Origin of the sequence: Nakamurella panacisegetis, assembly GCF_900104535.1 — a bacterium.
GTDB classification, from domain to species: domain Bacteria; phylum Actinomycetota; class Actinomycetes; order Mycobacteriales; family Nakamurellaceae; genus Nakamurella; species Nakamurella panacisegetis.
The window spans coordinates 4,165,480-4,189,286 of record NZ_LT629710.1 but is presented as its reverse complement, the minus strand read 5'-3'; the positions used below and the strand labels follow the sequence as shown (position 1 = coordinate 4,189,286).

Here is a 23,807-nt window from a genome sequence, read left to right as displayed (position 1 = left end):
TCGATGCGCACAGGTTCGTCCCGAACACCCTTCACGACACCAGAGCGAGGATCTCCATGACCGGCCAGCCCGATTTCGACACCATCATCACGCTGCTCGAGATCGTCGAAGGTCGCGATCCGGCCGCCACATCGGTGACGCGGTTCGACGAGGACCACGAGGTGCTGCTCAGCACCCAGGCCGAGGTGGTGGAGTCGCTGGCCGGCGATGCCCCGGCGGAGCTGGACAAGGACGAAATGCGGGCCCTGCTCGACCGGATCGAACAGGACATCGACCGGAACCGGGAGCTGCGGTCGGCGGTCGCCGCGCGGCAGGCTTCCGCGCCCGGCGTCTGATCCGCCCGCACCACAAGCGTTGCGCTCAGACCAGCGTCCACGAGCGCACGACGTGCCGAAGTCGTTCCGCGCCAACCGGTTCCATGTCGACGAGGGTCGCCTGACGCAGATGCAGCCGGTCGCCGGGGTGCACCCGGGCCGCCTTCGTCATGGTGATGTGCGGACGGTAGTGGTTTCCGGTGTACTCGGGATCGTCGAACACGCCGCCGATCCCGATGATCGCCCCCAGCAGGGCCCGATGCAGTCCGGCCAGGATCGGTGACGGCTCCAGGAGCGAGACCGGGATGGCCCCGGACCGGCCGAAGCCCTCGTCCGGACCAGCGGTCACGGTGAACGCCGGCACCGATCGCATCACCGGCTCGACGGCACCGACCACGGTGGGCAGCTCGGCGTCGATCACGAAGGTAGGCGCCACCGTCACGTGCAGCGGCCAGTCGTTCAGGTGCCATCCGGCGCCGAGCGGCAGCGGATCGAGCGGGAGCACCACCACCAGCCGCGGCATCACACCGCGCCGAGATAGACCCAGCGGCCGTTCTCGCGGACGAACCGGCTGTTCTCCCGTTGCTCACCGCGGCGGCCGTTGGCCCGGTACCGGGCGACGAACGCAACAGTGCCGACCTGGTCCAGTAGTCCGCCGGCGTGGCGACCTTCGACGGTGAGCCCGGTCCAGCGGATCTCGGGGTCGAAGTCGACGGCCCCGGGCCGGGTACTGGGATGCCACGACTCGAGCAGGTACGTCGACTCCCGCCGGACGAACGCCGAGTACCGCGCGCGCATCAACCGCTCTGCGGTCGGCGCGGTCGAGACTCCTCGGTGCAGGGGACCGCAGCATTCGTCGTAGCCGGCTCCGCTACCGCACGGGCAGGCCGTCACGGCCGGGCCGGCGCAGACCATCGAGCTCTCGATGTGCGCATGGCCCGACCATAACAACGGCCCGCCGGGCGGCGGCCCAGGGTGTGTCCGGTGGGCCATCTCGATGTCGGTCGGCCATGATGAACGGCAATGAACGGGTTGACGCAGGACCTCGCCGACTTCATCACGGCCTCCCCGACGCCGTACCACGCGGTCGCTCAGGGCGGCGCCCGGTTGCGGGCGGCCGGATTCACCGAGCAGGACGAGGCCGTGGCCGGGGAGCGGGGCCCGGGCGGGCGCTATCTGGTGCGCGACGGCACGCTGCTGGCCTGGTCCGTGCCTGCCGGCGCCGGCCCAGGCACCCCGATCCGGGTGTTCGCGGCCCACACCGACTCGCCGACGCTCAAGGTCAAGCCGCGCCCCGACGTCGGCCGGGCCGGCTGGCGTCAGGTCGCGGTCGAGGTCTACGGGGGAGCGCTGTACAACTCCTGGCTCGATCGCGACCTCGGGCTGGCCGGACGCCTCGCGCGGTTCGACGGGTCGACCGTCCTGGTCAACATCGACCGCCCGGTGCTGCGGGTGCCGCAGCTGGCGGTACACCTGGACCGCGCCGTGAACCAGGGCCTGACCCTGGACGCCCAGCAGCACCTGCTCCCGATCTGGGGACTCGGGGATCCGACCGCCGGTGAATTCCTGGCGTTCGTCGCCGGCGAGGCCGGACTCGATCCGGCCGACGTCGCCGGACACGATCTGGTGGTGCACGATCTCACCCCGCCGGCGACCCTGGGCCGGCACCAGGAGCTGTTGGCCGCACCGCGTCTGGACAACCTGGTCTCGGTGCACGCCGGGCTCAGCGCCCTCATCGCCGCCGCCGAGGTTTCCGACATGATTTCCGTGTTCGTCGGTTTCGACCACGAGGAGATCGGCAGCGACACCGCGACCGGCGCGTCGGGGCCGCTACTGGAGAACCTGCTGACCTGGCTGGCCGGCGGGTTCGACGCACGGGGGCAGGCATTCGCCCGGTCGCGGTGCCTGTCGGTGGACGTCACCCACGCCGCCCATCCGAACTACCTGGACCGCCACGATCCGACGCATCAGGCGCTGCCCAACGCCGGCCCCACCCTGAAGGTCAACGCCAACCAGCGGTATGCCACCGATGCGCCCGGGGCGGCGGCCTGGCACCGGGCCTGCCGGGACGCCGGGGTGCCCAGCCAGGTGTTCGTCGGGAAGAACACCGTGCCGTGCGGGAGCACCGTTGGCCCATTGATCGCCACCCGGTTGGGCATCCGGACCGTCGACGTCGGCATCCCGGTGCTGTCCATGCACTCGGCCCGGGAACTGTGCGGGGTCGACGATCCCGGACACCTGGTCGCCGCCGCCACCGCCTTCCTCATCGACGCGCGATGAGCGCCGCATCCGAAGTGCGCGCCTCCTACGACACGGTCGCGGTGGACTACGAGGCACTGCTGCGGGACGAACTGGACGGGCGTCCCCTCGAACGTGCCCTGCTCACCGCGTTCGCCGAAATGGTGGGAGCCGGTCCGGTCGCGGACGTCGGCTGCGGCCCCGGCCGGGTGGCCGCCCACCTGCAGGCCCTTGGTCTGGACGTGTTCGGGATCGATCTTTCGCCGGGGATGGTCGACGTGGCCCGGGCGGCGCATCCGGGGATCCGCTTCGAGGTGTCCTCCATGACGGCACTGGATGTCGCCGACGGTGGGCTGGCGGGCGTACTGGCCTGGTATTCGGTCGTGCACATGCCGGACAGTGAGCTCCCGGCCGTTTTCGGCGAGTTCGCCCGTGTGCTTCGGCCCGGTGGTTCGGTGTTGCTCGCGTTCCATCTCGGGGACGATCCGGTGCACCTGGACCACGCCTACGGGCATCCGTTGTCGCTCGACGTGCACCCGCATCAGCCGGATCACGTCGCGTCGATGCTGAGCGACGCCGGGTTCGGCCTGCTCGCCACCATGGTGAGAGCCCCGGACGGGCCCGAGAAGCGCCCCCGGGCGTACCTGCTGGCCACCCTCGAACGGGTGACGTGCCACCCCGACATCGATGACAGGTGACCGACCGCGTCCCACGCGTCCCAGTGCCCTGGCCGGGTCGTCAGCCGGTCAGGACCACCAGGCTCTGGGTGGCCCTGGTCATCGCCACGTATCGATCGACCGCTCCTTCGATCCCGCCACCGAATGCCCCAGGGTCGACCAGGACCACCAGGTCGAACTCCAGGCCCTTGGACAGTTCCGGCGTCAACCGAGTGACTCGCGGATTCCCGGAGAATTCGAGGTGGGCGCCGCCGTCGGCGATGACGCAGGCGATGCCGTCATCGTGGGCGGCCTCCCACTCGGCGATGACCGCGTTCAACTCGGAGACCGCGGCGTGCCGGACCGGCCGGCCGCTGCGGCGGACCGAGGTCGGGACGTTGGCGTCCGGCAGCACAGCACGGATCACCGGCTCGGCCTCGACCATGACCTCCGCGGGCGTCCGGTAGTTGATGCTCAGCGACGCGAGTTCGATCTGGCTGAGCCCGATCCGCTGCAGTCGCTCGACCCACGATTCGGTGAAACCGTGCCGGGCCTGAGCTCGGTCGCCGACGACGGTGAAGCTCCGAGAGGGACAGCGCAGCAACAGCATCTGCCACTCTGCGTCGGTCAACTCCTGGGCTTCGTCGACGACGATGTGAGCGAACGGACCGGCCAGCCGATCGGTCTCGTCGCCGGGCGGGACGAAGTTGTCGGACAGCGTGTTCTGCAGGTCGTCGCCGCGCAGCATCGACATCACCATCAACTCGGAGTCGTCGGCGGCGATCAGGTCCTTCACCACCCGGTCCATCAGTTCGCCTCCGGCCGCGAGCGCGGCCGCCTCCTGGCGGCGCCGGGCGGCGGCCCGCGAGTCGCCCAACCGGTGCCGGGCCGCGTCCAGCAACGGCAGATCTGACACGGTCCAGGCCTGCGGCTGCGACCGTTGAAGTCGTCGGACATCATCGGGACCGAGCCAGGGCGCGCACTTGCGGAGGTAGGCCGGCACCGACCAGAGATCCCCGACGAGGTCGGCCGGCTCGATCAGTGGCCATGCCTGGTTGAGTGCGGAGCGCAATTCCCGGTTCTGCCGCAACGAGTTTCCGATCTCCTCGGCCGAAGCATCGCTGTCGTCCTTGTCGACCGCAATGCTGATCAGGGCCTGACAGATCTCCTCCCGCGCCTCGTTGTGGCCGGTTCCGGGATTCGGCGCATCGAAGGCGTCGGCCCAGTCGTCCGGGGTCAGCACGATGTCCGACCACTCGGTCCCCACCGTCATCGGCCGGGTCGGCGGTTCCTCGTAGAAGCGGACGGCCTCCTCGATGGCCGCGACCATCCGCACTGACGACTTCAGCCGCGCCACCCGCGGATCATCCTCGGCCGGGGCCGCCTCGCCCTCGGGGAGCAGATCCCGCAGGATGCAGGTCTGCACGCCCTCTTCGCCGAGACTGGGCAGCACGTCGGCCACGTAGTTCAGGTACGGCCGATGCGGGCCGACGAACAGCACCCCGCCGCGGCGGTGTCCGAGCCGCGGATCGGAATACAGCAGATACGCCGTCCGGTGCAGGGCGACGACCGTCTTGCCCGTTCCTGGTCCCCCGTCGACCACCAGCGCGCCTCGTGATCCGGCGCGGATGATCGCGTCCTGGTCGGCGGCGATCGTGCCCAGGACGTCGCGCATCTGCGGGGATCGGTCGGCCCCGAGGCTAGCGATGAACGCGGATTGGTCGTCCAGCGCGGCGCGGGTCCGGAGCCCGTCCGCGGTGAACACCTCGTCCCAGTAGTCGCTGATCCGGCCCCGGTGCCAGCGGTAGCGACGACGGCTGGCCAGACCCATCGGGTCGGCGTGGGTGGCGCCGAAGAACGGCTCGGCGATGGGGGAGCGCCAATCGACCAGCAGGCGGCGCCCATCGGCGTCGGTGAGCCCCAGCCGGCCGATGTACACCGGCTCGGGATCGCCGTCGCGGACCATACGCCCGAGAGTCAGGTCGAGCCCGAATCGGCGCAACGGCCGCAACCGGGCCGTCAGCCGGTGGATCTCCTCGTCCCGCTCCATGGCCTCCTGCCCCTGGCCGCCCCGGGCCCGTCGCGCGGTGTCCAGGCGCGCCGACAACTCGGCGATCGTCCGCTGCAGGTTGTCGGCGATCTCGGCGAAATGCCGCTCGTCGTCACCGATCAGAGCCGGGTCGGCTTTGGCGAAGAGGCGGTCGGGAAGGGCGAAAGCGCTGGTCGTGCGCTGGTTCATAGTCCTCAACTCCGGACGGTTGTTTGCGCTGGTTCTGGCCTCGGCCGGCCATTCTGCGCCGCCACCGGGGCCTTGCCGCAAGGCCCCCGGTCCGCTATATGTTGAAAGGGGAAAGAGTTCTCCACCTCCGGCCGGTCGGGCGCGCACGTCCGCCCCGGGCCCGATGAGCCGGGTCGATTGCCGTCGGACCCCCCCGAAACGACCGCGGAGCGGTACCCGACGACGAGGTCGGGTACCGCTCCGCGGTCGGGTTGTCTTCTACTTGATGGTGATCTTGGTCCCGGCGGTGGTGACCCCGTCGGACCCGGTAGCGGTGACGCTCATGGCCCCGGTCGGCGAGTCGGCCGGAATGACGACGGTGACCTTGGCGCCGCCCTTGACATCGGTCATCACCGAGGTGGTGTTCGTGCCGTAGGTGATCTGCACGTTGTCGTAACGGTCGTAACCGGCCACCGTGAACGTGACCGGCGAACCGGCCTTGACCGTCGAGGCGCTGGCCTTGACCGAGGTGATCACGTCGGCATTGATCGTCGCGGAGACCGTCTTGACCGCAGTGACGTTGCCGGCCGCATCGGTGGCCCGGTAGGCGATGGTGTACGTGCCCACCTGATCCAGGACGAGCGGATCGCTGCCCGCCGTGACCCAGTCACCACCGTTGATCTGGTACTGGATGCTCTGGACACCTGAGTAGGTGTCGGTCGCGGTGAACAGGAACGACAGTGGATTGCGAGGCGTTCCCGTGCTCACGTCCGGGGTGCGGGTGAGGGCCACAACGGGCTTGGTCTTGTCGATCTTGACCACCGTCTCGGTGGTGGATCCGCCGACCAGGTTGCCCTTGCTGTCCAGCACCCGGGTGTCCAGCGTGGTCGCCCCGTTGGCGCTGAGGGCCAACGGCTTGGAGTAGTTGGTCCAGACGCCGTCATTGAGGCTGAACTGCACCTTCTGGCCGACCTGGGGGGCGGAGAGGGTGACCGTTACGTTCTGGGTGTACCAACCGGCCGCCGAGGGGGCGACGGCCGACGTCAGGGTGACCGTGGCCGCTGACGCCGGGTTGGTCACGTTGCCGGTGGCCGTTGACGTGGCCGAGGCTCCGATGTACCCGGACTTGTTGCCGGTGACGGTGACCGAGATGTGCTGGCCGGCATCAGATGAGGTCGGCGTGTAGGTGTTCCCGCCGGCGCCGACGATCGGCGACCCGTTGGACAGCCACTGGTAGGTCAGGATCGCGTCCGACGGGGACCAGGTGCCCGGGTCGGCGGTCAGGGTGCTCCCCACGACGGCGGAACCGGTGACGGTCGGGGTACCGGCGATCACCACCCCCTGGACCATGCTGGTCGGGGCCGAGGTGGCGGAGGCGGTGGTGTAGCCGTCCTTAGTCGCCGTCACCTGAACCGAGACCTGGTTGCCGATGTCGGAAGTGGTCGGGGTGTAGGTCGACCCGGTGGCGCCGGAGACGGCAGCGCCGCTCGACAACCACTGATAGGACAGCGACACATCCGACGGAGCCCAGGTTCCGGGATCCGCGGTGAGGGTGACGCCCACCACCGGGTCACCGGAGATGTCCGGCGTCCCCGCCGTGATGGCGCCGGGAGCAACGGTGATGTTCTGGACGGCATCCGGTGCCGGCTGGTAGGTGTCGTTGCCGCCCTGCGATGCCGTGATGGCGCAGGCGCCAGGGGCGACCGCGTGGGCCGAGCCGTCGACGACGGTGCAGGATCCGGTCGCCGTGTAGGTGACCGCCAACCCGGAGGTTGCGGTGGCGGTCAGCGCGACGTCCGGCTGCCCCACGGTGAGGGCCCCGACCGTCGGGAAAGTGATGCTCTGCATCGTGCGGGTATCCGCAGCCGTCAGCTTCCAGAAGTGATCCGCCGTCGCCGTATCGGTGGCCGTGGTGGAGGTGGTCGCAGCGCCGTTGACGATGCCGGCGTTCTGCGCGTGGGCCGAGGAGTCGACGACGGTGGCCCCTGATGCTTCGTCGAACTTGTAGTAGGCAACGTTGCCGGCGCCGGCCTGTCCGGCGGCCAGGGCCGCGACCTCGGTGGCGGACAGGGCTCGGTCGTAGATGTTGAAGTCATCCACGGAGCCGTTCAGCGCGGGATCGCTGTACTGCGACTTGCCGATGTAGTTGCGGGTGCTCTGACCGAAGGCCGACGGGTGCACCGTCATGGCGGTGTTGGTGGCCACGACCTGTCCGTTGACGTACATGGTGCCGGTGGTTCCGGCCACGGTGATCGTCACCAGGGACCACTGGTTGAGCGGTAGCAGCTTGGTGCTGCTGTTGAGTCGCTGCTCGCCCCCGCCGCCGCTGGTCGTGATGGCGTAGCGCAGCTCGGTGCCGTCGCTGATGGTCAGGAACATGCTGGCGTTGCTGCTGGAGCCGATGTCGAACACCCGCTGCCAGCTGGTGTTGCTGGCCGGGTTCACCCAGGTCGACACGGTGTAGTCGCCGGTCAACGAGCTCACCACACCGGTCGGCAGGCTCACGTAGGCACTGGTGTTGCAGAAGTTGAGCGATCCGCTTCCGATCTTGCCGGCCGCCCGCGCTCCGGCCGCGGTGCAGGCCGAGGTGGAGGAGCCGTCCGTCCACTGGACCACCTGGGCGCCGCCCGCCTTGCTCATCCCGGTCACGGCCAGGACGTATCCGGAGCCGAAGTTGGTGAGGCGGTAGTTGCCCTTCCCGTCGGGAACGGCCTGCCACAGGTAGTTGTTGGACCCGTCGTCGGCAGAGGTCGCGGCCGGGGCGCCGTTTCCGGAGGCGCCGTTCTGCACGGTCAGGTACTGGCCGGTGCTGTTGTTGACGATCTTGTACAGCCCGGCGCCGGCGTCGACCAGCTTCCACACCTGGGTGGCCTTGGTGCTGTCGAGAGCGGTCTGGTCGACCGGGGCGGCCGGGGACCCGAGATCCATGGCCAGGCCGGAGTTCACGTTCGTGAACGTGTAGCCACCGGTCAGCGTGGGGGTCGAGGCCTTGGCCGGGGTGACGACGACGTGGTACCCGTAGGCCGGGTTCATCACGATCGGAACGGTGATGGAACCGTCGGCACCGACCTGATAGGTGGTCTCGGAGACGGTGATCGGGCCGTTGACGCCGGTGGTGCGTCCGTAGGTCGGGCTGACCTCGAGCTTGACGTCGACACTGGAGCCCAGGGCCGTGGCGTTCAGGCCGGTGATGTTCACCGCGGCCGGGCCGGTGGTACCGCCAGTGATGACGTCCAGTTCCTTGGCATCGGCGGTCAGCGAGGCGGCAGCATCGAAGTTGTTGTTGCCGGGTGGGGTGGTGGTCACCATGTTGCCGCTCATGTCGGCGTACCACTTGTACATCCAGTAGGCACCGTTCGGCGTCGCGCCGTCACCGGTGAGCAGATCGCCGAGTTGGCCGGACCTGTTCCAGAACGGCAGTTCCGCGTTCCGGATACCCAAACGTTCGAACTTGGCGATGTAGCCCACCAGCGAGCCGGGGATACCCACCTCGGCGGTGGTCGCGTACTCCTCGATGTCGATGGGAAGACGGGCGATGCCGAGCTTGTCCTCGAGAGCTTCGACGGTGGCGACATCTCCGGCGATCTTCGACGACCGGATCAATTCGTGCCAGGCCAGGATGTCCGGCATGGTGTTGGTCGCCTTGGCGACCGTGAGGAAGTTCTCCATGTCGTTGATGTTGTCCGAGAAGCTGGGCCCCTGAATCGGTGTCGTGGGATCCAGGCTGCGGATCAGCCGGTAGGTGTGCACCCAGAAGTCCTCGAAGGTGCCGTTGGACGACAACCAGGTGCCATCGGGTTCGTTCCACGGTGCCCAGGCGGCGAGGTTGGTCATTCCGGTGGCCTTGACCTTGGCGATCTCGTTGGTCACCACCGAGTCCCAGTTGGACCAGCTGAACTGGTACGGCCAGCCGGGGTAGTAGTCCGACAGCCGGTCGACGACCTTGGCGCCGGCGGCGGCAGCCTTCTGCCACGTCACCCCGATGTCGCCGGTGGCCTGCTGGGTGCCACCGATAGGCTTCATCACGAACTCGCTGGGCTTGATCGCCTGGACCAGACTGTCCGCCGGGGTGGTGGCGTCGGCCAGGCCGTAGAGGCTGCCGGAGGCCACGTGCGTGACCGGGCGGAAGGCCGAGTCGGCGTGCACCACGATGGTGTTGGAGGCCGACACGGGTGCCGGATCGGCGAATGCGTTCGGGGCCAGGACGGTCGCTCCGAACGCGACGACGGTGCAGGCGACCAGGGCGGCCGCTGTGCGGGCCCGACCATTCGATTTCAGTAAAGCACGGGTCATGCTGATGCTCCTTTGCATGTTGACCAATGAGAAATGACCACGTCCCTGTTTCGCAGCCCGGCACCGGCCCTACCGCGCCGGTGCAGCTGCAATTCACCCCGCGAGTTCAGGGGCAATCGGGAAACGGCGCGAGGGCCGGACCAGGCAACCATGTCGCCTGCTTCCGGGAAGCTCGGCGTGTCGCCTGTCCTCCGCGAAAGTTGAGTCCTGGCCCAGTCCGAACGATGTGATGCCGGGGCCCAGACGGGCCGGCGGATCGATTCTTCGACTCCGATGAATTCAATGATGTGTCAGTCGGCCCACTCCTTTGTGTGCGCGTCGAACCGGTTCGATTCCATGATGATCATACGGACGGTGTGTGTTGCTGACAAGGTCTTCACACCGAACAGATCTGATTCAGGCGACGACCTCGGCCGAATCCGGGACGGCGAGGCGCATGCGGTCCTCGTGTTCGGCGGCCAGAATGAGGTAGGCGCTCGCAGTCCAGGTGTAGGCCCGGTCGCGCAGGCCGGCGCCGGTCAGCGCGTCGAAGTTCTCGGCGAAGCCGGACTTCTCGCACAGTCGGCGGAATCGGTCACTGATGTCGTCGGCCAGGCCGACGTGCCCGGCCCGGCGCAGGCCGTTCTCCACCAATACCGTGGACGGCGCCCAGATCGGGCCCCGCCAGTACCCGTCCGGCTCGTAGTGCGGGGAGTTGGGCGGCTCGGTGGACACGCCCCATTCGGTCAGGTGAACCTTGATGCCGTCGGCCAGCCGGTCGGCGATCTGCGCGGGAAGCCGGGCACCGAGGGTGATTGGTAGCAGGTTCAACAGGCTTGCGCACCGGGTGATCTCGCCCGTGTTCGGGTTCCGGGCACCGAAACCCGACCCGTCCCACAGGTGATCGATCATGGCCTGCTGGATGGCGTCGGCCAGGACCGACCACTCCTCGCTGTCGGCCACCAGGCCGAGTTCGGTGGCCAGTTCGGCCAGGGTGGACAGCGTCTGGACCAGGAACCCGGCCAGGTCGGCGGTTTCCAGGACACGCGCCGGGTCGAACGTGGTGGCGTTGTCCCAGCCACTGTCGTTCCCGTGCTGGTAATGCGGCAGTTCGCGGTCGGGCGCCCGACGCGCGTCGAGCCAGAAGCGGGCCCAGAAGGCCAGCTTCCAGTAGATGTCGGTCAGGGCCTGGACGTCGAGATCCTGTGCCAGGTGACGACGCAGAGTCCGGAGGGCCCAGCCGTGAATGGGTGGCTTGACGAAGTTGTAGAGCCGCTCGGAGTGGGCAACCGAGTCCGGCAACGCACCGCGGGGATCCTGATGGTCGAACGGGGTGAGGAACTGATCGAGCGCCAGCTCGGGCCGGCCGCCCGCCAGGGCCACCGCGTTGAAGCAGTGGTCCCAGCTCCACACCTTGTCCATCCAGTGTTTGCTCATCAGCACCGACGGTCGCTGCAGGAACCCGGCCGGGTTGACCGTGGCCGACCACAGGACGTACGCCGCCAGGTCCGCGGCGGGGGTCCGTTGGGTCCGCCACGGCGCCACATCGGCCAAGAACTTGGTGAACTCGGCTCGGACCGCGTCCTCGACCAGAGCGAAGCTGCCGCCGGAAACGTATGGCCGACGCGAGGTCTCGAATTCTTCGACGGCGATCTCCCAGGAGCCGGAATCGGCCGGCTCGATCACCGCCCCGCGCTCGGCGGTCCCCAGGGCCTGGTCACCGACCACCGTGAGGCGGCCGGACAACGTTGTGATCCGATAGCGGCGCCCCGACTGGTAGTGCGTGTAGACCAACGATCCGTCAATCGGGTCGCGGAAGAAGTAGGGTCCGCTGAACGGGGTCAGAGCCGGTTCCGCGGCGACCACCTTCAGGGCCAGGCCGCGGCCGCGCAGGCGCACGGTGTCGGTCGTTTCGAACGCGGCATCGATCTGCCCTTCCGCGTGCCGCCAGGTCAGCGTGGCCGGATCGGCCTCCCAGACAGTCTCGACGCGCTCGCCGTCGACCTGGGGGACCAGCGACAGGATCGCGTGCATACCGGTCTGGTGCGTGACCAGATGGAGGTCCTCGGCAAACCGATGCAGGCCGACCACGGGCGAGATGTCCAGCCACGATCCGTATCGGGAGAAGGGAATCTCGTCGAGCGAGAACGTGGGGTGGCCGGATTCTGGTTCGTGCGGGCGCATGGGAATCTCCGTCATGGTCGTGATCTCGTTCGCTGGTGCAACCGGCCGCCGTCGGTGACGGCGGCCGGTCGGTTGGTGCGTGCTCAGTCCTTGACGGCGCCGGCCGTGACGCCGGCCGCCACGTACCGCTGAGCCAGGATGAGCAGGACGGCGGCGGGAATCGAGGCAACCACCGCGGTCGCCATGATCGAGTTCCAGTCCTGGTTGTTGTTGCCGATGTAGTGGTAGATGCCCAGGGTGATCGGCTGCCGATCGCCGCCGCTGTCCAGGGTGGAGGCGAAGACGAAGTCGGACCAGGACCACAGGAAGGCGAACAACGAGACCGTCACGGCGGCGTTGCGGGACAACGGCATCACCACCGACAGGAACACCCGCATCGTGCCGGCCCCGTCCATTTTCGCCGCCTGGATCAGCTCGCCCGGAATACCGGACATGAAGGCCGTGAAGATGAGTACGCCGAACGGAACGGCCAGCGTGGAGTCGGCGATGATCAGGCCCCACCAGTGATTGGTGATGTGGAGATTGATGAAGATGGCGTAGAAGCCCATCGCCATGATCACCCCCGGGATCATCTGCGCGATGAGCAGGATGAAGCTCAGTGCGCTTCCGCCCCGGGGCCGCAGTTTGGCCAGGGCATATCCGGCCGGCGCGGCCAGCAGCAGCGTCAGGATCACCGTGCCCAGGCCGACGAGCAGGCTGGTCAACAGGTAGGGCACCTGGTCGTGCAGCACCGCTTGATACCCGGCGAAGGTGGCGTGCAGGGGGAACCAGCTCGGCGGTGTCTTGCGCATCTGGTTCGGCGGCGTCAGCGAGACGTTGATCATCCAGTAGATCGGGAACAGCATGATCGCCGTGAGCACGAGGCCCACGACCGTGTTCACGCCGCCGCGACGCCGGCGACCGCCCGCACGTCCCGGCGCGCGGGGCACTGAAGTCGTTCGCCCTCTGAGGGTCCCGGTGGTCATGACGCCTCCTGGCTGCGCTGCACCCGCAGGTAGATGAACCCGAAGATGACCGCGATGATGATGAGCAGGTTGCCGACGGCGGCGCCCGGGCCGAACTTGGGCACCAGGGTGCCGAATCCCAGCCGGTAGGACCAGGTCGCCAGCGTGGTGGACGCGTCGCCCGGGCCGCCCTTGGTCATGATCCAGATGATGTCGAAGACCTTCAGGGTGTAGACGAAGCCGAGCAGCAACGTGATGGCCGACACCGGCCGCAGGAGCGGGAAGGTGATGTAGCGGAAGGCTTTCCAGGCGGTGGCGCCGTCCAGGGAGCCGGCCTCGTAGAGATCGGCCGAGATGTTCTGCAGGCCGCTGTAGAGCACGACCAGATTGAACGGGATCCCGATCCAGATGTTGGCCAGGATCACCGAGGTCAGCGCCCACTGGGGTGATGTCAGCCAGTTGACCGGGCTCACCCCGAACCACGACAGGGCCGAGTTGATCACCCCGGAATCGGAGTTGAACATCCACGACCAGGTGGAGGCCGAGACGATCAACGGCAGCAGCCAGGGGATCAGGAACAGTGCGCGCAGCGTGGTCGACAGCGGGAATCTGCGGATGAAGAACACGGCCAGCGCCAGCCCGATCGCGAACTGGAAGACCAGCGAGACGATCGTGAACAGGAAGGTGTGGACCAGAGCCGGCCAGAATGTCGGGTTGTGAAAGGCGAGCGTGTAGTTCTTGAAACCGGTGAAGTCGGCATTCCCGTCGATGAAGGACCGGACCGTGTAGTTGCGCAACGAGAGATCGATGTTGCGGTACAGCGGATAGGCGTAGAAGACGAGCAGGTAGACGACGATCGGGGACAGGAAACCCCACGCTGCCCATTGTCCGGACCGGCTCCGGGCCGGCCGCCCCGGCTGCGGAGCCGTTTCAGGCTCAGCAGCCGGGGCGGCCGGGTGTCCGGCGCGGGAGGTGATGGTCATCGTTGACATGTCCCTTCTGCCGATGGGCGGTAGCCGGGCAGTCGATTCGGTACTGGAAGGCGGAGAATGCGGGCCGGCGGTACTACTGGGCGGACGACGCGGTGGACTGAGCGGCCTTCATGGCGTCGGCCGGCGAACTGGACCCGGACAGGGCCGCCTGGACAGCGCCCCACATCGGCTCGGAGATCTTCGGGTACTTGGTGCCGAGATTGTCACTGGTGCGACCCTTGGCCGCCTTGACCGCAGCGACCCAGGGAGTCAGGGCCGCGTTGGCGGCCGTCTGCTTGGCCTGCACCGAGTCAAGAGCCGACACGTAGGACAGGGTGGTGTCCGTCTTCAGGGCGTTGGCCGGAGCCGAGAGGCACTCCACCACCTTGGTCGACGCGGCGTCCATCGAGGTGTCCTTCTGCACCGGCTCGGTGACGAACTCGCCACCGGTCGGCGCGGGTGCAGTGCCGCCGTTCTGGGCCGGAACGGGGATCACGCCGTACGCGAAGCCGGTCTTCGCGGCGTTGGCCAACTGCCAGGTGCCGTTCTCGCTGAACGCGAAGTCGCCGGCGGCGAACTCCTGCCAGCTGGTGGTCTGGGTGTTGTTGATGACGGAGTTCGGGGCATAGCCCTTCTTGAGCCAATCGGTCCACAGCTGCAGTGCGGCCGTGCCCGAGGTCAGGTCGGTCAGCTTGCCACCCGAGCCCCAGAACCAGGGGAGGAACTGGAAGCTGCCCTCCTCGGTTCCGATCGCGGAGAAGGTGATGCCCTTCTTGCCCGCCGCCTTGACCTTGGCCAATGCGGCGGTCAAGGACGTCCAGTCCTTGACGGTGGCGATGTCGACGCCGGCCGCCTTGAGCACGTCCTTGTTGTAGTAGAGGGCAAGGGTGTTGGCCCCGATGGGGACGCCGTAGGTCTTTCCGTTCAGCTGGCCGGCGGCCAGGATGTTCGGCTCGAATGCGCTGGTGTCCAGCTTGAGGTCTTCGGTGGTGTTCAGGACGCCGGCGTCGGCCAGGGTCGACACCACTGGATTGTCGACGATCAGCACATTCGGGGCCACGCCCTGCTGAGCCGCCAACAGGGTCTTGGTGGTCAGATCAGTGGTGTCGAAGCCGGTCCGCTTCACCTTGACACCGGCTTGGGTGCCGCAGCTGTCGAGCAGCTTCACCCAATCGGAGTTGTTGTCGAACTGGGGGTAGGGATCCCAGATCTGGACCGTCCCACCCGAGCCACCGGCGGGCGCCGATGCGGCGGCCGAACCAGCGGCGCTGGAAGAGCTTCCGGCCGAAGCCGCGGAACTGGGTGACGACGAGGGCGCAGCGGCGCTCGATGCGGCACTGGACGACGAACCGCCGGCGGCGCCGGCCGTGCTGCTTGACGAACACGCAGCCAGCGAACCGGCCACGGTAATTGCCATGCACGCCGTCATCAGGGTACGTCGGGTGTTGGAGGAGCGAGCCACGTTGATCCTTCCCGGGGTGGAATTGTGATTGCGCCGTCAAACAGGCAATCGACCGGACCTGCGCCTTTCTCGACGCCAATCCTCGATCCCTGTCGAACCGGTTCGACGGACGTGACGTGACGTTAGTCCACTGTCATCTCCGACACAAGAGCGACGCGAGCGGAATTCCCGACGGGCGGCTAGCGACGCCGGTTCCGGGCAGCGGGCCGCTTTGCCGGCCCGACACTGCCGCGATCGACGAATGGCGTGCTGAACAGTTCACGGACCGGTTCGGTCTCGACATCGCCGATACGAGCCAGCAGGGTCTGGACGGCCTTGGCCGCCATTGGCGCCGCGGGCACGTCCGCGGCCGTCACGGGCGGGCTGGTGCGGGCGGCGACCCGCGGCGGGGCCACCGCGATGACCGACATGTCGTCGGGGACAGATCGGCCGTCGGCCGCCAGGGCATCCATCAGGGCGGCTAACGACCGGTCGTTAACGCTGACCACCCCGGTTACCTTGGGGTCCAGGTCCAGGATCTGCCGCAGGCTCTGTTCGCCCGCGCCGTCATCCTCGTCGCAACAGGCCATCACCCCGTGGAGGCCCAGGTCGGCGCAGGCCGCCTCGAACCCTGCCTTGGCGTTGACCGACAGGCAGTAGCCCTTGTCCAGCATCTCCTGCGGCCGGTTGACCAGCGCGATGTGGCGGTGCCCCTGAGCGGCCAGCCGTTCGACGGCCTCCCGGACCAGACCCTCGTAGTTGGTGTCGACCCAGTCGTGTTCCGTGTCGTGTCCGGCCCGGCCGATCGTGATGAACGGGAAGCCTTGAGCCATCAGCATTTCCACCCGCGGGTCGGAAATCAAGGTCTCCATCAGGATGATCCCGTCGACCCGCCGCTCCATCACCAACCGCTCTAGGGCGGACTGCCGCTCCCCGCCGCCACTGGGCGACAGGAGGGTGTCGAACTCGTCCTCGGCGGCGGCCTCGGCGATCGCGCCGACGAACTGCATGATCTCGATACTGAGATGGTGGTGCAGTCGGGGGACCGCCAGGGCCAGGGTCCGGGTGGAGCCGTTGGACAGGGCCCGGGCGGTCGCACTGGGCCGGTAGTTGGCCTGATCGATGATGGCCATCACCCTGGCCCGGGTGGCCGCGCCGATCTGCCGCTTGCCACTCAGGACGTAGCTGACGGTGCTCCGAGAGACCCCGGCCTGCTGCGCGATATGACCGATGTTCATCTCAGGATCCTTCCGCTCGTCGCTGTCTCGACCCTACAAGGGTCGGGCCCACCGCAGACGCTGTGCGCAGCGGATCCTGCGGTGTGTCTGATTTGCCCGGTCGCCCGGGTGCACCTACACTCATCGAACCGGTTCGACATCTTCCCCGCAACCGGTTCGATTATGGCCCGTCCCGACGAAATCGGAAATGACCGCCCACCGGCGGCGACGGATCGCCGACGAGTCGGACGTCCTCGAGGAAGGGCATCGGGCCCGGGTGCCCGCGACGGTCGGCGGACGACGACCTATTCTGCGGTCAACTCCGAACCGGCTCGATCTGGTTCCGCTCCCGGCAAAGGACAACTCGATGGCAGAAGCACTCACGGCGGGCACCCGCGATGCGATCACGCAGCGGCGTACGTCGTTGGGGATCGAACTCGGCTCGACGCGCATCAAGGCCGTGCTGATCGGTCCGGACCACGAGACGATCGCCGTCAGCGGACACTCCTGGGAGAACGAGTATCGCGACGGCCTCTGGACCTATTCCCTGGACGCGGTCTGGACCGGACTGCAGCACTGCGTCGCCGAGCTGCTGACCGAGGTACGCACGAGCTACGGCGTCGAACTCACCGGAGTCGGCGCGCTGGGCGTGTCGGCGATGATGCACGGCTACCTCGCGTTCGGGGCCGCCGACGAGTTGCTCACCCCGTTCCGGACCTGGCGCAACACCAACACCGGCGACGCCGCCGAAGAGCTCAGCGCCCGGTTCGGCCACAACATCCCCCACCGCTGGAGCATCGCCCACCTGTACCAGGCGCTGATCGACGGCGAGCCCCACGTCGGTCGGATCGCCCATCTCACCACCCTGGCCGGCTACGTCCACTGGCAGCTCACCGGCGAGAAGGTGATCGGAGTCGGGGACGCCAGCGGCATGTTTCCCATCGATGTCGCCACCGGCGACTACGACGCCACCATGCTCGACATCTTCGACAACCTGGCCGCACCACGCGGCCTGTCGAGCCCCGTCCGGGATCTGCTACCGACCGTCCGCACGGCCGGCGCTCCGGCCGGACACCTTTCCGCAGCCGGCGCTCGCCTTCTCGATCCGACCGGGACGCTGACCGACGGCGCGACCATGTGCCCCCCCGAGGGCGATGCCGGCACCGGCATGGTCGCCACCAACTCGGTCGCCCCCCGCACCGGCAACGTCAGCGCCGGGACGAGCATCTTCGCCATGGTCGTGCTCGAGCACAAGCTCCGAAGCGCACACCCCGAACTGGACCTGGTCACCACCCCCGCGGGCGATCTGGTGGCGATGGTGCACTGCAACAACGGGGCCAGCGAACTGGACGCCTGGGCATCGGTGTTCACCGAGCTGACCGTCGCACTCGGGCTGCCCGCCGACAAGTCGGCGGTCTTCGAAGCGTTGATGCGCTCCGCGCTCACCGGCGATCCTGATTGCGGAGGCTTGCTGGCCTACAACTACCTGTCCGGTGAACCCATCACCGACCTGGAAGAAGGCCGGCCGCTGGTGGTGCGAACGCCCGGAAGCTCGCTCACCCTGGCCAACTTCATGCGCAGCCAGATCTTCGCGTCCCTGGCCACCCTGCGGATCGGGATGGACATCCTGCAGAAGTCCGAGAACGTGGGCGTCAGCGCCATGTTCGCGCACGGAGGGCTGTTCCGCACCGAGGGCGTCGGCCAGCGTCTACTGGCCGCCGCCATCAACACGCCGGTGTCGGTCAGCGCCACCGCCACCGAAGGTGGAGCCTGGGGCATTGCCGTGCTGGCCGCGTTCGGCGCACAGGGGCGGGGCCGGAGCCTGGCCGAATACCTGCAGCATGAGGTGTTCGCCGCCACGACCCTGCAGACCGTCGAACCGGATCCGGACGACCGAGCGGGCTTCGACGAGTTCCTGGGACGTTTCGTTGCCGGTCTGCCCATCGAGCAGGCCGCCGTCCGGCACAGCTGACCCCGAGTCGGCGTGGAGTCACTCCGGCCGGGCGTCGTGTCTGGCCGGTCGAGGGGAACCCACAGCCACGCGCACTACGGTGTCAAGGTGAACCGTAATGCGGCGTGGAGCTGGGGCCGCCGCCATCCGCTGCTCTGCGACGCCGCGTTGGGTCTTCTTGCCGTCTCCGTCACGAGTTCCGCGTCCCTGTACGGCCCGCACGCGACGACCCATCAGGTCGGCACGGCGGGTGCGCTGGCGTCGGTGCTCTGCGTCGCGCTGGTCACCGTTCGGCGAATATGGCCGATTCCGGCGCTGCTCGCGGTCTCGGTGATCACTCTGGTCACACTGTCGTTCTCGCTGCCCGCTGGGTTCACCGGCGGTGCCATCCTGCTGGCGGCCTGGACGGTGGCGGTACGCACCCGGTCCGCGGTGTCGCTGACCCTGTGCGGATCGATCTCGGCCGCCCTTCTGGTCAGGGTGCTGGTGGCGGAGGGCTTCGGCGGCCTGAGAGCGGAGAACCTGAACCTGATCATCCTGACCCTGCTCGCCGCGGCGGCCGGGATCGCCGTCCGGGACCGCCGGGCCTACCTCGCCGCGCTGGTCGATCGAGCCGACCGGGCCGAGCGCACCAGGGAGACCGAGGCGGCCCGCCGGGTGGCGGAGGAGCGGTTGCGGATCGCCCGCGATCTGCACGATTCGCTGGCCCACCACATGGCGGTGGTCAACGTGCAGACCGGCGTGGCCGCCCATCTGCTCCGAGCCGATCCGGACGTCGCGGAAGCGGCGCTGGGGCACGCCCGAACGGCGGCCGGGCAGGTCCTGGACGAACTCGGGACCGTGCTGGGCGTGCTGCGCAGTCAGGGGGAGGACGAATCGACGGAGCCCGCACCAAGTCTGGCCCGGATCGCAACTCTGGTCGATGCCGTGCGCGCCTCCGGTATGGACGTGCGCTCGACGGTCGTCGGCCGACCCCGCCGGCTTCCACCCGCGGTCGACCAGGCCGCCTTCCGGCTGGTGCAGGAGGCGCTGACGAACGCGCAGAAGCACGCCCCCGGCAGTCAGGTGCAACTCACCATCGAATTCGGGCCGTCCGAGGTGATCCTGCTGGTGCTCAACGGCGCGTCGCCCGACAACGCCGCCCCCGCGGCGGGGGAGGACGGTTCGGGGTTCGGGCTGGCCGGCATGCGGGAGCGGTGCGCCGCGGTCGCCGGCCGGTTGCAGACCGGATTTCTCGCCGACGGCGGGTTCCGGGTCTTCGCCGCGCTGCCGGCCTCGGCGCTCGCAGATCCCGAATCGTCCGATCCCGAATCGTCCGGTCCCGGGCCGACGGATGCCGGGCCGACGGATGCCGGCCCGGCGCGTGCCACCCCATCGACGGCGCCTCCGGTCGCCGTCACGCGGGCGGGGCGGCGATGACCATCCGCGTGCTCATCGCCGACGACCAGGCCCTGATCCGCGGGGGCTTCCGCGCGATCATCGGCAGCGCCCCGGACATGCAGGTGGTCGGCGAGGCGGCCGACGGCCGGGAGGCGGTCGCGCTCACCCGAGAACTCCATCCCGACGTGGTCGTGATGGATGTGCGGATGCCCGAACTCGACGGCATCGCCGCGACCCGGGCCATTTGTGCCGACTCCGGCTGTTCGGATACCAGAATCCTCATCCTGACCACGTTCGAACTGGACGAGCACGTCGCCGGGGCGCTGCGCGCGGGAGCCAGCGGCTTCCTCGGCAAAGGCGTGGCCCCCGTCGAGTTGCTGGACGGCATCCGGCTGGTCGCCCGCGGTGAGTCCCTGCTCTCACCGGCGGCCACCCGCAGTCTGATCGGCCGGTTCCTGGCCAGCCCGCAACAGTCGGGCCACCAACCGGAGCGGCTCGCGGCCCTCACCGTCCGGGAGCGGGAGGTGGTCGGCCTGGTGGCGGCCGGTCTGTCCAACGAGGAGATCGCCGCGAGCCTGGTGCTCTCGCCCCTGACGGCCAAGACCCACGTCAACCGGGCGATGCTGAAGCTGGGCGTCCGGGATCGGGCGGCCCTGGTCGTGCTGGCCTATCAGTCCGGGCTGGTGGCGCCGGGGGCGGTGAGGCACGCGGGCGAACCCTGACCCGCGGCAAGGGAAGTACTGCCGCCGCAGTAGCGGTAAGTGTCCGCCACCGGACGACGACACGGACCGCGTCGGACGGTTGACTGGGATGCATGATCGAAGTCGTCAACCTGTCCAAGCGTTACGGCGACACCCTCGCCGTCGATGCACTCGAATTCACCGTTCGCCCCGGCATCGTCACCGGGTTCCTCGGCCCCAACGGGGCCGGCAAGTCCACCACCATGCGGATGATCATGGGCCTGGACCGCCCGACCACCGGCCATGCCTTGGTCAACGGCAAGTCGCTGGCCGACCACCGGGCACCCCTGCACGAGGTCGGCGCCCTCCTCGAGGCCAAGGGCGTCCACCCCGGGCGGTCCGCTCGCGACCATCTCCTGGGGCTGGCCGCCACCACCGGCATCTCGGTTCGCCGGGTGGACGAGGTACTGGAACTGGTCGGACTGACCGAGGTGGCCCGCAAGCGGGCCGGGGCCTTCTCCCTCGGAATGGGCCAGCGGCTCGGCATCGCCGCGGCACTGCTCGGTGACCCGGCGGTGGTGATGCTGGACGAGCCGGTCAACGGCCTCGACCCCGAGGGTGTGCGGTGGATCCGCTACCTGTTGCAGGACCTCGCCGCCGAGGGTCGCACCGTCTTCGTCTCGTCCCACCTGATGAACGAGATGGCCGTCACCGCAGAGCATCTGATCATCGTCGGTCGCGGTCGGCTGATCGCCGACGTGTCGTTGGCCGACTTCACCGCGCAGTCGGCCCGCAACAGCGTGCTCGTGCGCAGTGACCGGCTCGGCGACCTGCGACCCCTGCTGCTCGGCGACGGCGTGTCCATCACCGATAACGGCGACGACGCGCTGGAGGTGGTGGGTGTGACGCCCCGCGAAATCGGCGAAAGGGCAGCTGCCGCAGGCATTCCGCTACACGAGCTCACTCCCGTGCGCGCATCGTTGGAGGACGCCTTCATGGAGCTGACCGGCGATTCCGTCCAGTACCACGGCACTTCGGCCCACCCCCAGGAGCACGCAGCATGAGCACCGTCACGACCGCGCCGGACGCCACACGGGCGCCCTCGACCGCTGAAAAATCCGAGTTGGCGGTCACCTTCCCCCGGGTGGTCAGATCGGAGTGGATCAAGCTGCGTTCGGTTCGCTCCATCGTCATCACTTTGCTCGCATCGGCTGTGGTGATGATCGGCATCGGCGTCCTGGCCGCCAGTGTGAAGGCCGGCAATCTGACCACGGCCGGTACCAACCGGCCCGGGGGCGGCTCGGGGCTCGGTTCGGACTCCACCGGGATCTCGCTGGCCGGCGTACAACTCGCCCAGTTGATCGTGGCGATCGTCGGTGTGCTCCTGGTGACCTCGGAGTACTCCACCGGGTCGATCCGGGGGACGCTGGCGGCGGTACCCAAGCGATGGCCGGTCCTGGCGGCCAAAGTGGCCGTCTTCGGTGGAGTGACCTTCATCGTCGAACTGGTGGCGGTCTTCATCGCCTTCTTCGCGGGCCAGGCCATCCTGGGCAGCAAGGGGGTCTCGCTCGGTGACGCCGGTGTCCTGCAGGCGGTGATCGGCGCCGCGGTCTACCTGACCGGCACCGGACTGCTGGGGGTGGCCCTGGGATTCCTGTTGCGCAGCACGGCTTCCGGCATCGCCGTGGCGGTGGCCGCCTTCTTCCTGCTGCCCGGCATCCTCGGATTGTTCTCCACCCGCATCCAGGACGACATCCGCCCCTATCTGCCGTCCAGCGCCGGAACCTCGCTGACGTCGGTGACGCACAGCGTCCAGTACCTGAACTACTGGCCGGCCCTGCTGTTACTGGTGGCCTACGTGGTGGTGCTCGGCGGGGCGGCCCTGCTGCGGATGATCCGCAGCGACGCCAACTAGGCCGGTCCCGGCGGCGCAGGACGGAGAGCCCTTCCTGCGCCGCCGGTTTCGTCGGAGGACCAACGGCGGCGTCAGGCCGGGGACCGCCCGGTCAACGGCCGGAAGGTCTTGATCAGGTCGGACGTCCACAGTTCCGGGATCTCCCACGGGATGAAGTGACCGCCCCCGGCGTGGGCATTGATGTTGACGTGGTTGTACCAAGCAGCCCGGTCGCCGGCCAGGAAGGACGCGATGCGTTCCTCCGAAGTGGTCACCCCGGGCGGGTTCTCGTAGTCGACGAAGGTGATCCCGGTCGGGGCCTGCACCACGGGCATCCGATCGTGCGACGGAACCCATGGGTAGCGATTGTTGTTGGCGTAGGTGCGGATCGAACTTCCGATCGAGTTCCCGGTCCAGTAGATCGTGGCGTGGGTCAGCAACTCGTCCCGGGTGAACACCGAGAAGATGTCGCCGCCGTTGTCGGACCAGTTCATCCACCGTTCCAGGATCCAGGCGAGCATGCCCGCGGGGGAGTCGGCCAGACCGTAGGCCAGTGTGCTGGGAGCCAGCATGTGGGCCGCGAGGTGCACCGCAAATCGCCGCTCGATCTCGATCAGTCTCCGGCGCTGCCCGTCCGGCCATTCCGGCGGGATGGGTCGCCCGCCGGAGAAGTCCCAGGCGCGGTCGCCGGTGAAGAAGTCGAGCCTGAGCGCTGATCCGATGTGGATGCCGTACAACTCGTCGGCGTACTTGTGACCGAGTTGCCCAGCGATCAGAGCTCCGACGTCACAGCCGGCCGCGGCATACCGGCGGTGGCCCAGGGTCTGGGTCATCAGCTCGTGCCAGACGTCGGCGATCTTCCAGAAGTTCATGTCCGGCCGGGTCGGGGTCGAGTACCCGAATCCCGGCAGGGACGGAACGATGACGTCGAAGGCGTCCGCGGGATCACCGCCGAACGCCGCCGGGTCCGCGAGCCGGTCGATGACCTTCGACCAGTGCCAGAAGGTCCAGGGCCAGCCGTGACTGAGGATCAGCGGGGTGGGGGCGGGACCCACGCCCGGCTTGCGCATGAAGTGGACACGGACCCCCGACACGTCGACCCGGTAGTGCTCATAGGCGTTCATGGCGCGCTCGGCGGTCCGCCAGTCGTAGCCATCGGCCCAGTACTGCACCAGATCCTGGAGCTGGGTTCGACGGACGCCGTACCGCCCGTCCTCGTTCCCGGTGTCGTCGGGCCAGTTCGTGGCCCGCAGGCGGGCTCGCAGATCCTCGAGAACCGAGTCTTGGACGGCGATCGGCGTCTGCGTCAGGTTCTCGGGGGCGGGAGCCATTCGGCAATCCTCTCCTGGTCTGAGACGGTTCGGACCCGTGCGGGACAGCGTGTGCAGCAGCGGGATCGGCCTCGAGAATTCGTCGGCTTACATCGGGCGAACGGCCATGACGAGGT

At 68.4% G+C, this 23,807-nt stretch carries 18 protein-coding genes and 1 pseudogene; 8 read left to right on the top strand and 11 right to left on the bottom strand.

The window, feature by feature from the left end:
- The first annotated feature begins 56 nt into the window (after window positions 1-56).
- Window positions 57-335 carry a hypothetical protein gene (locus BLS97_RS18840; RefSeq protein ID WP_090478996.1) on the top strand — a complete coding sequence of 93 codons (279 nt, stop codon included), beginning with the start codon at window positions 57-59 and terminating at the stop codon, window positions 333-335.
- Window positions 336-360: 25 nt separating this feature from the next.
- On the opposite strand, the gene BLS97_RS18835 is transcribed toward BLS97_RS18840, so the two are convergent.
- The 3 genes and pseudogenes from BLS97_RS18835 to BLS97_RS24600 all read right to left on the bottom strand — a co-directional run.
- Entirely contained in the window at window positions 361-837 is a 477-nt protein-coding gene (locus BLS97_RS18835; RefSeq protein ID WP_090478993.1) for a 2'-5' RNA ligase family protein, read from the bottom strand.
- Window positions 837-1,112: a YchJ family protein gene (locus tag BLS97_RS18830; protein WP_231988584.1), complete on the bottom strand. Its 276-nt coding sequence runs from the start codon at window positions 1,110-1,112 to the stop codon at window positions 837-839. The genes BLS97_RS18835 and BLS97_RS18830 overlap by 1 nt, the downstream gene beginning before the upstream one ends.
- A gap of 60 nt (window positions 1,113-1,172) precedes the next feature.
- A pseudogene (locus BLS97_RS24600) lies at window positions 1,173-1,229 on the bottom strand (hypothetical protein); the annotation flags it as partial.
- A 108-nt stretch (window positions 1,230-1,337) separates the two neighbouring features.
- Between BLS97_RS24600 and BLS97_RS18825 the strand changes: the two are divergent.
- Window positions 1,338-2,594, top strand: a complete 1,257-nt coding sequence (locus BLS97_RS18825) for a M18 family aminopeptidase (RefSeq protein WP_090478988.1) — start codon at window positions 1,338-1,340, stop codon at window positions 2,592-2,594.
- Complete coding sequence (locus BLS97_RS18820) at window positions 2,591-3,250, top strand: class I SAM-dependent DNA methyltransferase (protein WP_090478986.1); 660 nt, start codon at window positions 2,591-2,593, stop codon at window positions 3,248-3,250. Before BLS97_RS18825 ends, BLS97_RS18820 begins: the two co-directional genes overlap by 4 nt.
- Before the next feature lie 40 nt (window positions 3,251-3,290).
- Here BLS97_RS18820 and helR read toward each other — a convergent pair whose 3' ends face one another.
- The 7 genes from helR to BLS97_RS18785 form a co-directional block, all read right to left on the bottom strand.
- Complete coding sequence (helR, locus tag BLS97_RS18815; protein WP_090478983.1) at window positions 3,291-5,447, bottom strand: RNA polymerase recycling motor ATPase HelR; 2,157 nt, start codon at window positions 5,445-5,447, stop codon at window positions 3,291-3,293.
- Between the two features lie 258 nt (window positions 5,448-5,705).
- Window positions 5,706-9,719 carry a LamG-like jellyroll fold domain-containing protein gene (locus tag BLS97_RS23285; RefSeq protein ID WP_172832303.1) on the bottom strand — a complete coding sequence of 1,338 codons (4,014 nt, stop codon included), beginning with the start codon at window positions 9,717-9,719 and terminating at the stop codon, window positions 5,706-5,708.
- 396 nt (window positions 9,720-10,115) lie between these two features.
- Complete coding sequence (locus tag BLS97_RS18805) at window positions 10,116-11,897, bottom strand: amylo-alpha-1,6-glucosidase (protein ID WP_197676270.1); 1,782 nt, start codon at window positions 11,895-11,897, stop codon at window positions 10,116-10,118.
- A 68-nt stretch (window positions 11,898-11,965) separates the two neighbouring features.
- Window positions 11,966-12,727 carry a carbohydrate ABC transporter permease gene (locus tag BLS97_RS18800; RefSeq protein WP_407938069.1) on the bottom strand — a complete coding sequence of 254 codons (762 nt, stop codon included), beginning with the start codon at window positions 12,725-12,727 and terminating at the stop codon, window positions 11,966-11,968.
- A gap of 116 nt (window positions 12,728-12,843) precedes the next feature.
- Window positions 12,844-13,809, bottom strand: a complete 966-nt coding sequence (locus BLS97_RS18795) for a carbohydrate ABC transporter permease (RefSeq protein WP_090482634.1) — start codon at window positions 13,807-13,809, stop codon at window positions 12,844-12,846.
- An 82-nt stretch (window positions 13,810-13,891) separates the two neighbouring features.
- Window positions 13,892-15,214: a sugar ABC transporter substrate-binding protein gene (locus tag BLS97_RS18790; RefSeq protein WP_090478974.1), complete on the bottom strand. Its 1,323-nt coding sequence runs from the start codon at window positions 15,212-15,214 to the stop codon at window positions 13,892-13,894.
- A 224-nt stretch (window positions 15,215-15,438) separates the two neighbouring features.
- On the bottom strand, window positions 15,439-16,476 hold the full coding sequence (locus BLS97_RS18785) for a LacI family DNA-binding transcriptional regulator (RefSeq protein ID WP_090478969.1): 1,038 nt from the start codon (window positions 16,474-16,476) through the stop codon (window positions 15,439-15,441).
- A 346-nt stretch (window positions 16,477-16,822) separates the two neighbouring features.
- On the opposite strand from BLS97_RS18785, the gene BLS97_RS18780 reads away from it, so the two are divergent.
- From BLS97_RS18780 to BLS97_RS18760, 5 genes are all read left to right on the top strand, one after another.
- Window positions 16,823-18,427 (top strand): xylulokinase, encoded by a 1,605-nt coding sequence (locus tag BLS97_RS18780; protein WP_090482631.1) that lies wholly within the window; start codon window positions 16,823-16,825, stop codon window positions 18,425-18,427.
- 87 nt (window positions 18,428-18,514) lie between these two features.
- Window positions 18,515-19,825 (top strand): sensor histidine kinase, encoded by a 1,311-nt coding sequence (locus BLS97_RS18775; protein ID WP_157695532.1) that lies wholly within the window; start codon window positions 18,515-18,517, stop codon window positions 19,823-19,825.
- Window positions 19,822-20,508, top strand: coding sequence for a response regulator transcription factor (locus BLS97_RS18770; protein WP_090478963.1), 687 nt, complete (start codon window positions 19,822-19,824; stop codon window positions 20,506-20,508). Before BLS97_RS18775 ends, BLS97_RS18770 begins: the two co-directional genes overlap by 4 nt.
- Window positions 20,509-20,600: 92 nt before the next feature.
- Complete coding sequence (locus tag BLS97_RS18765; RefSeq protein WP_090478960.1) at window positions 20,601-21,530, top strand: ABC transporter ATP-binding protein; 930 nt, start codon at window positions 20,601-20,603, stop codon at window positions 21,528-21,530.
- Window positions 21,527-22,381, top strand: coding sequence for an ABC-2 transporter permease (locus BLS97_RS18760; protein WP_090478957.1), 855 nt, complete (start codon window positions 21,527-21,529; stop codon window positions 22,379-22,381). Before BLS97_RS18765 ends, BLS97_RS18760 begins: the two co-directional genes overlap by 4 nt.
- Window positions 22,382-22,452: 71 nt before the next feature.
- On the opposite strand, the gene BLS97_RS18755 is transcribed toward BLS97_RS18760, so the two are convergent.
- Window positions 22,453-23,691: an epoxide hydrolase family protein gene (locus BLS97_RS18755; RefSeq protein WP_090478954.1), complete on the bottom strand. Its 1,239-nt coding sequence runs from the start codon at window positions 23,689-23,691 to the stop codon at window positions 22,453-22,455.
- Window positions 23,692-23,807: the final 116 nt, after the last annotated feature.

Bases quoted from the DNA above. Each gene is read 5' to 3' on its own strand.
- BLS97_RS18840 (WP_090478996.1), top strand. From the start codon at position 57: ATGACCGGCCAGCCCGATTTCGACACCATCATCACGCTGCTCGAGATC.
- BLS97_RS18835 (WP_090478993.1), bottom strand. From the start codon at position 837: ATGCCGCGGCTGGTGGTGGTGCTCCCGCTCGATCCGCTGCCGCTCGGC.
- BLS97_RS18830 (WP_231988584.1), bottom strand. From the start codon at position 1,112: ATGCGCGCGCGGTACTCGGCGTTCGTCCGGCGGGAGTCGACGTACCTG.
- BLS97_RS18825 (WP_090478988.1), top strand. From the start codon at position 1,338: ATGAACGGGTTGACGCAGGACCTCGCCGACTTCATCACGGCCTCCCCG.
- BLS97_RS18820 (WP_090478986.1), top strand. From the start codon at position 2,591: ATGAGCGCCGCATCCGAAGTGCGCGCCTCCTACGACACGGTCGCGGTG.
- helR (WP_090478983.1), bottom strand. From the start codon at position 5,447: ATGAACCAGCGCACGACCAGCGCTTTCGCCCTTCCCGACCGCCTCTTC.
- BLS97_RS23285 (WP_172832303.1), bottom strand. From the start codon at position 9,719: ATGACCCGTGCTTTACTGAAATCGAATGGTCGGGCCCGCACAGCGGCC.
- BLS97_RS18805 (WP_197676270.1), bottom strand. From the start codon at position 11,897: ATGACGGAGATTCCCATGCGCCCGCACGAACCAGAATCCGGCCACCCC.
- BLS97_RS18800 (WP_407938069.1), bottom strand. From the start codon at position 12,727: ATGCTGTTCCCGATCTACTGGATGATCAACGTCTCGCTGACGCCGCCG.
- BLS97_RS18795 (WP_090482634.1), bottom strand. From the start codon at position 13,809: ATGACCATCACCTCCCGCGCCGGACACCCGGCCGCCCCGGCTGCTGAG.
- BLS97_RS18790 (WP_090478974.1), bottom strand. From the start codon at position 15,214: ATGGCAATTACCGTGGCCGGTTCGCTGGCTGCGTGTTCGTCAAGCAGC.
- BLS97_RS18785 (WP_090478969.1), bottom strand. From the start codon at position 16,476: ATGAACATCGGTCATATCGCGCAGCAGGCCGGGGTCTCTCGGAGCACC.
- BLS97_RS18780 (WP_090482631.1), top strand. From the start codon at position 16,823: ATGGCAGAAGCACTCACGGCGGGCACCCGCGATGCGATCACGCAGCGG.
- BLS97_RS18770 (WP_090478963.1), top strand. From the start codon at position 19,822: ATGACCATCCGCGTGCTCATCGCCGACGACCAGGCCCTGATCCGCGGG.
- BLS97_RS18765 (WP_090478960.1), top strand. From the start codon at position 20,601: ATGATCGAAGTCGTCAACCTGTCCAAGCGTTACGGCGACACCCTCGCC.
- BLS97_RS18760 (WP_090478957.1), top strand. From the start codon at position 21,527: ATGAGCACCGTCACGACCGCGCCGGACGCCACACGGGCGCCCTCGACC.
- BLS97_RS18755 (WP_090478954.1), bottom strand. From the start codon at position 23,691: ATGGCTCCCGCCCCCGAGAACCTGACGCAGACGCCGATCGCCGTCCAA.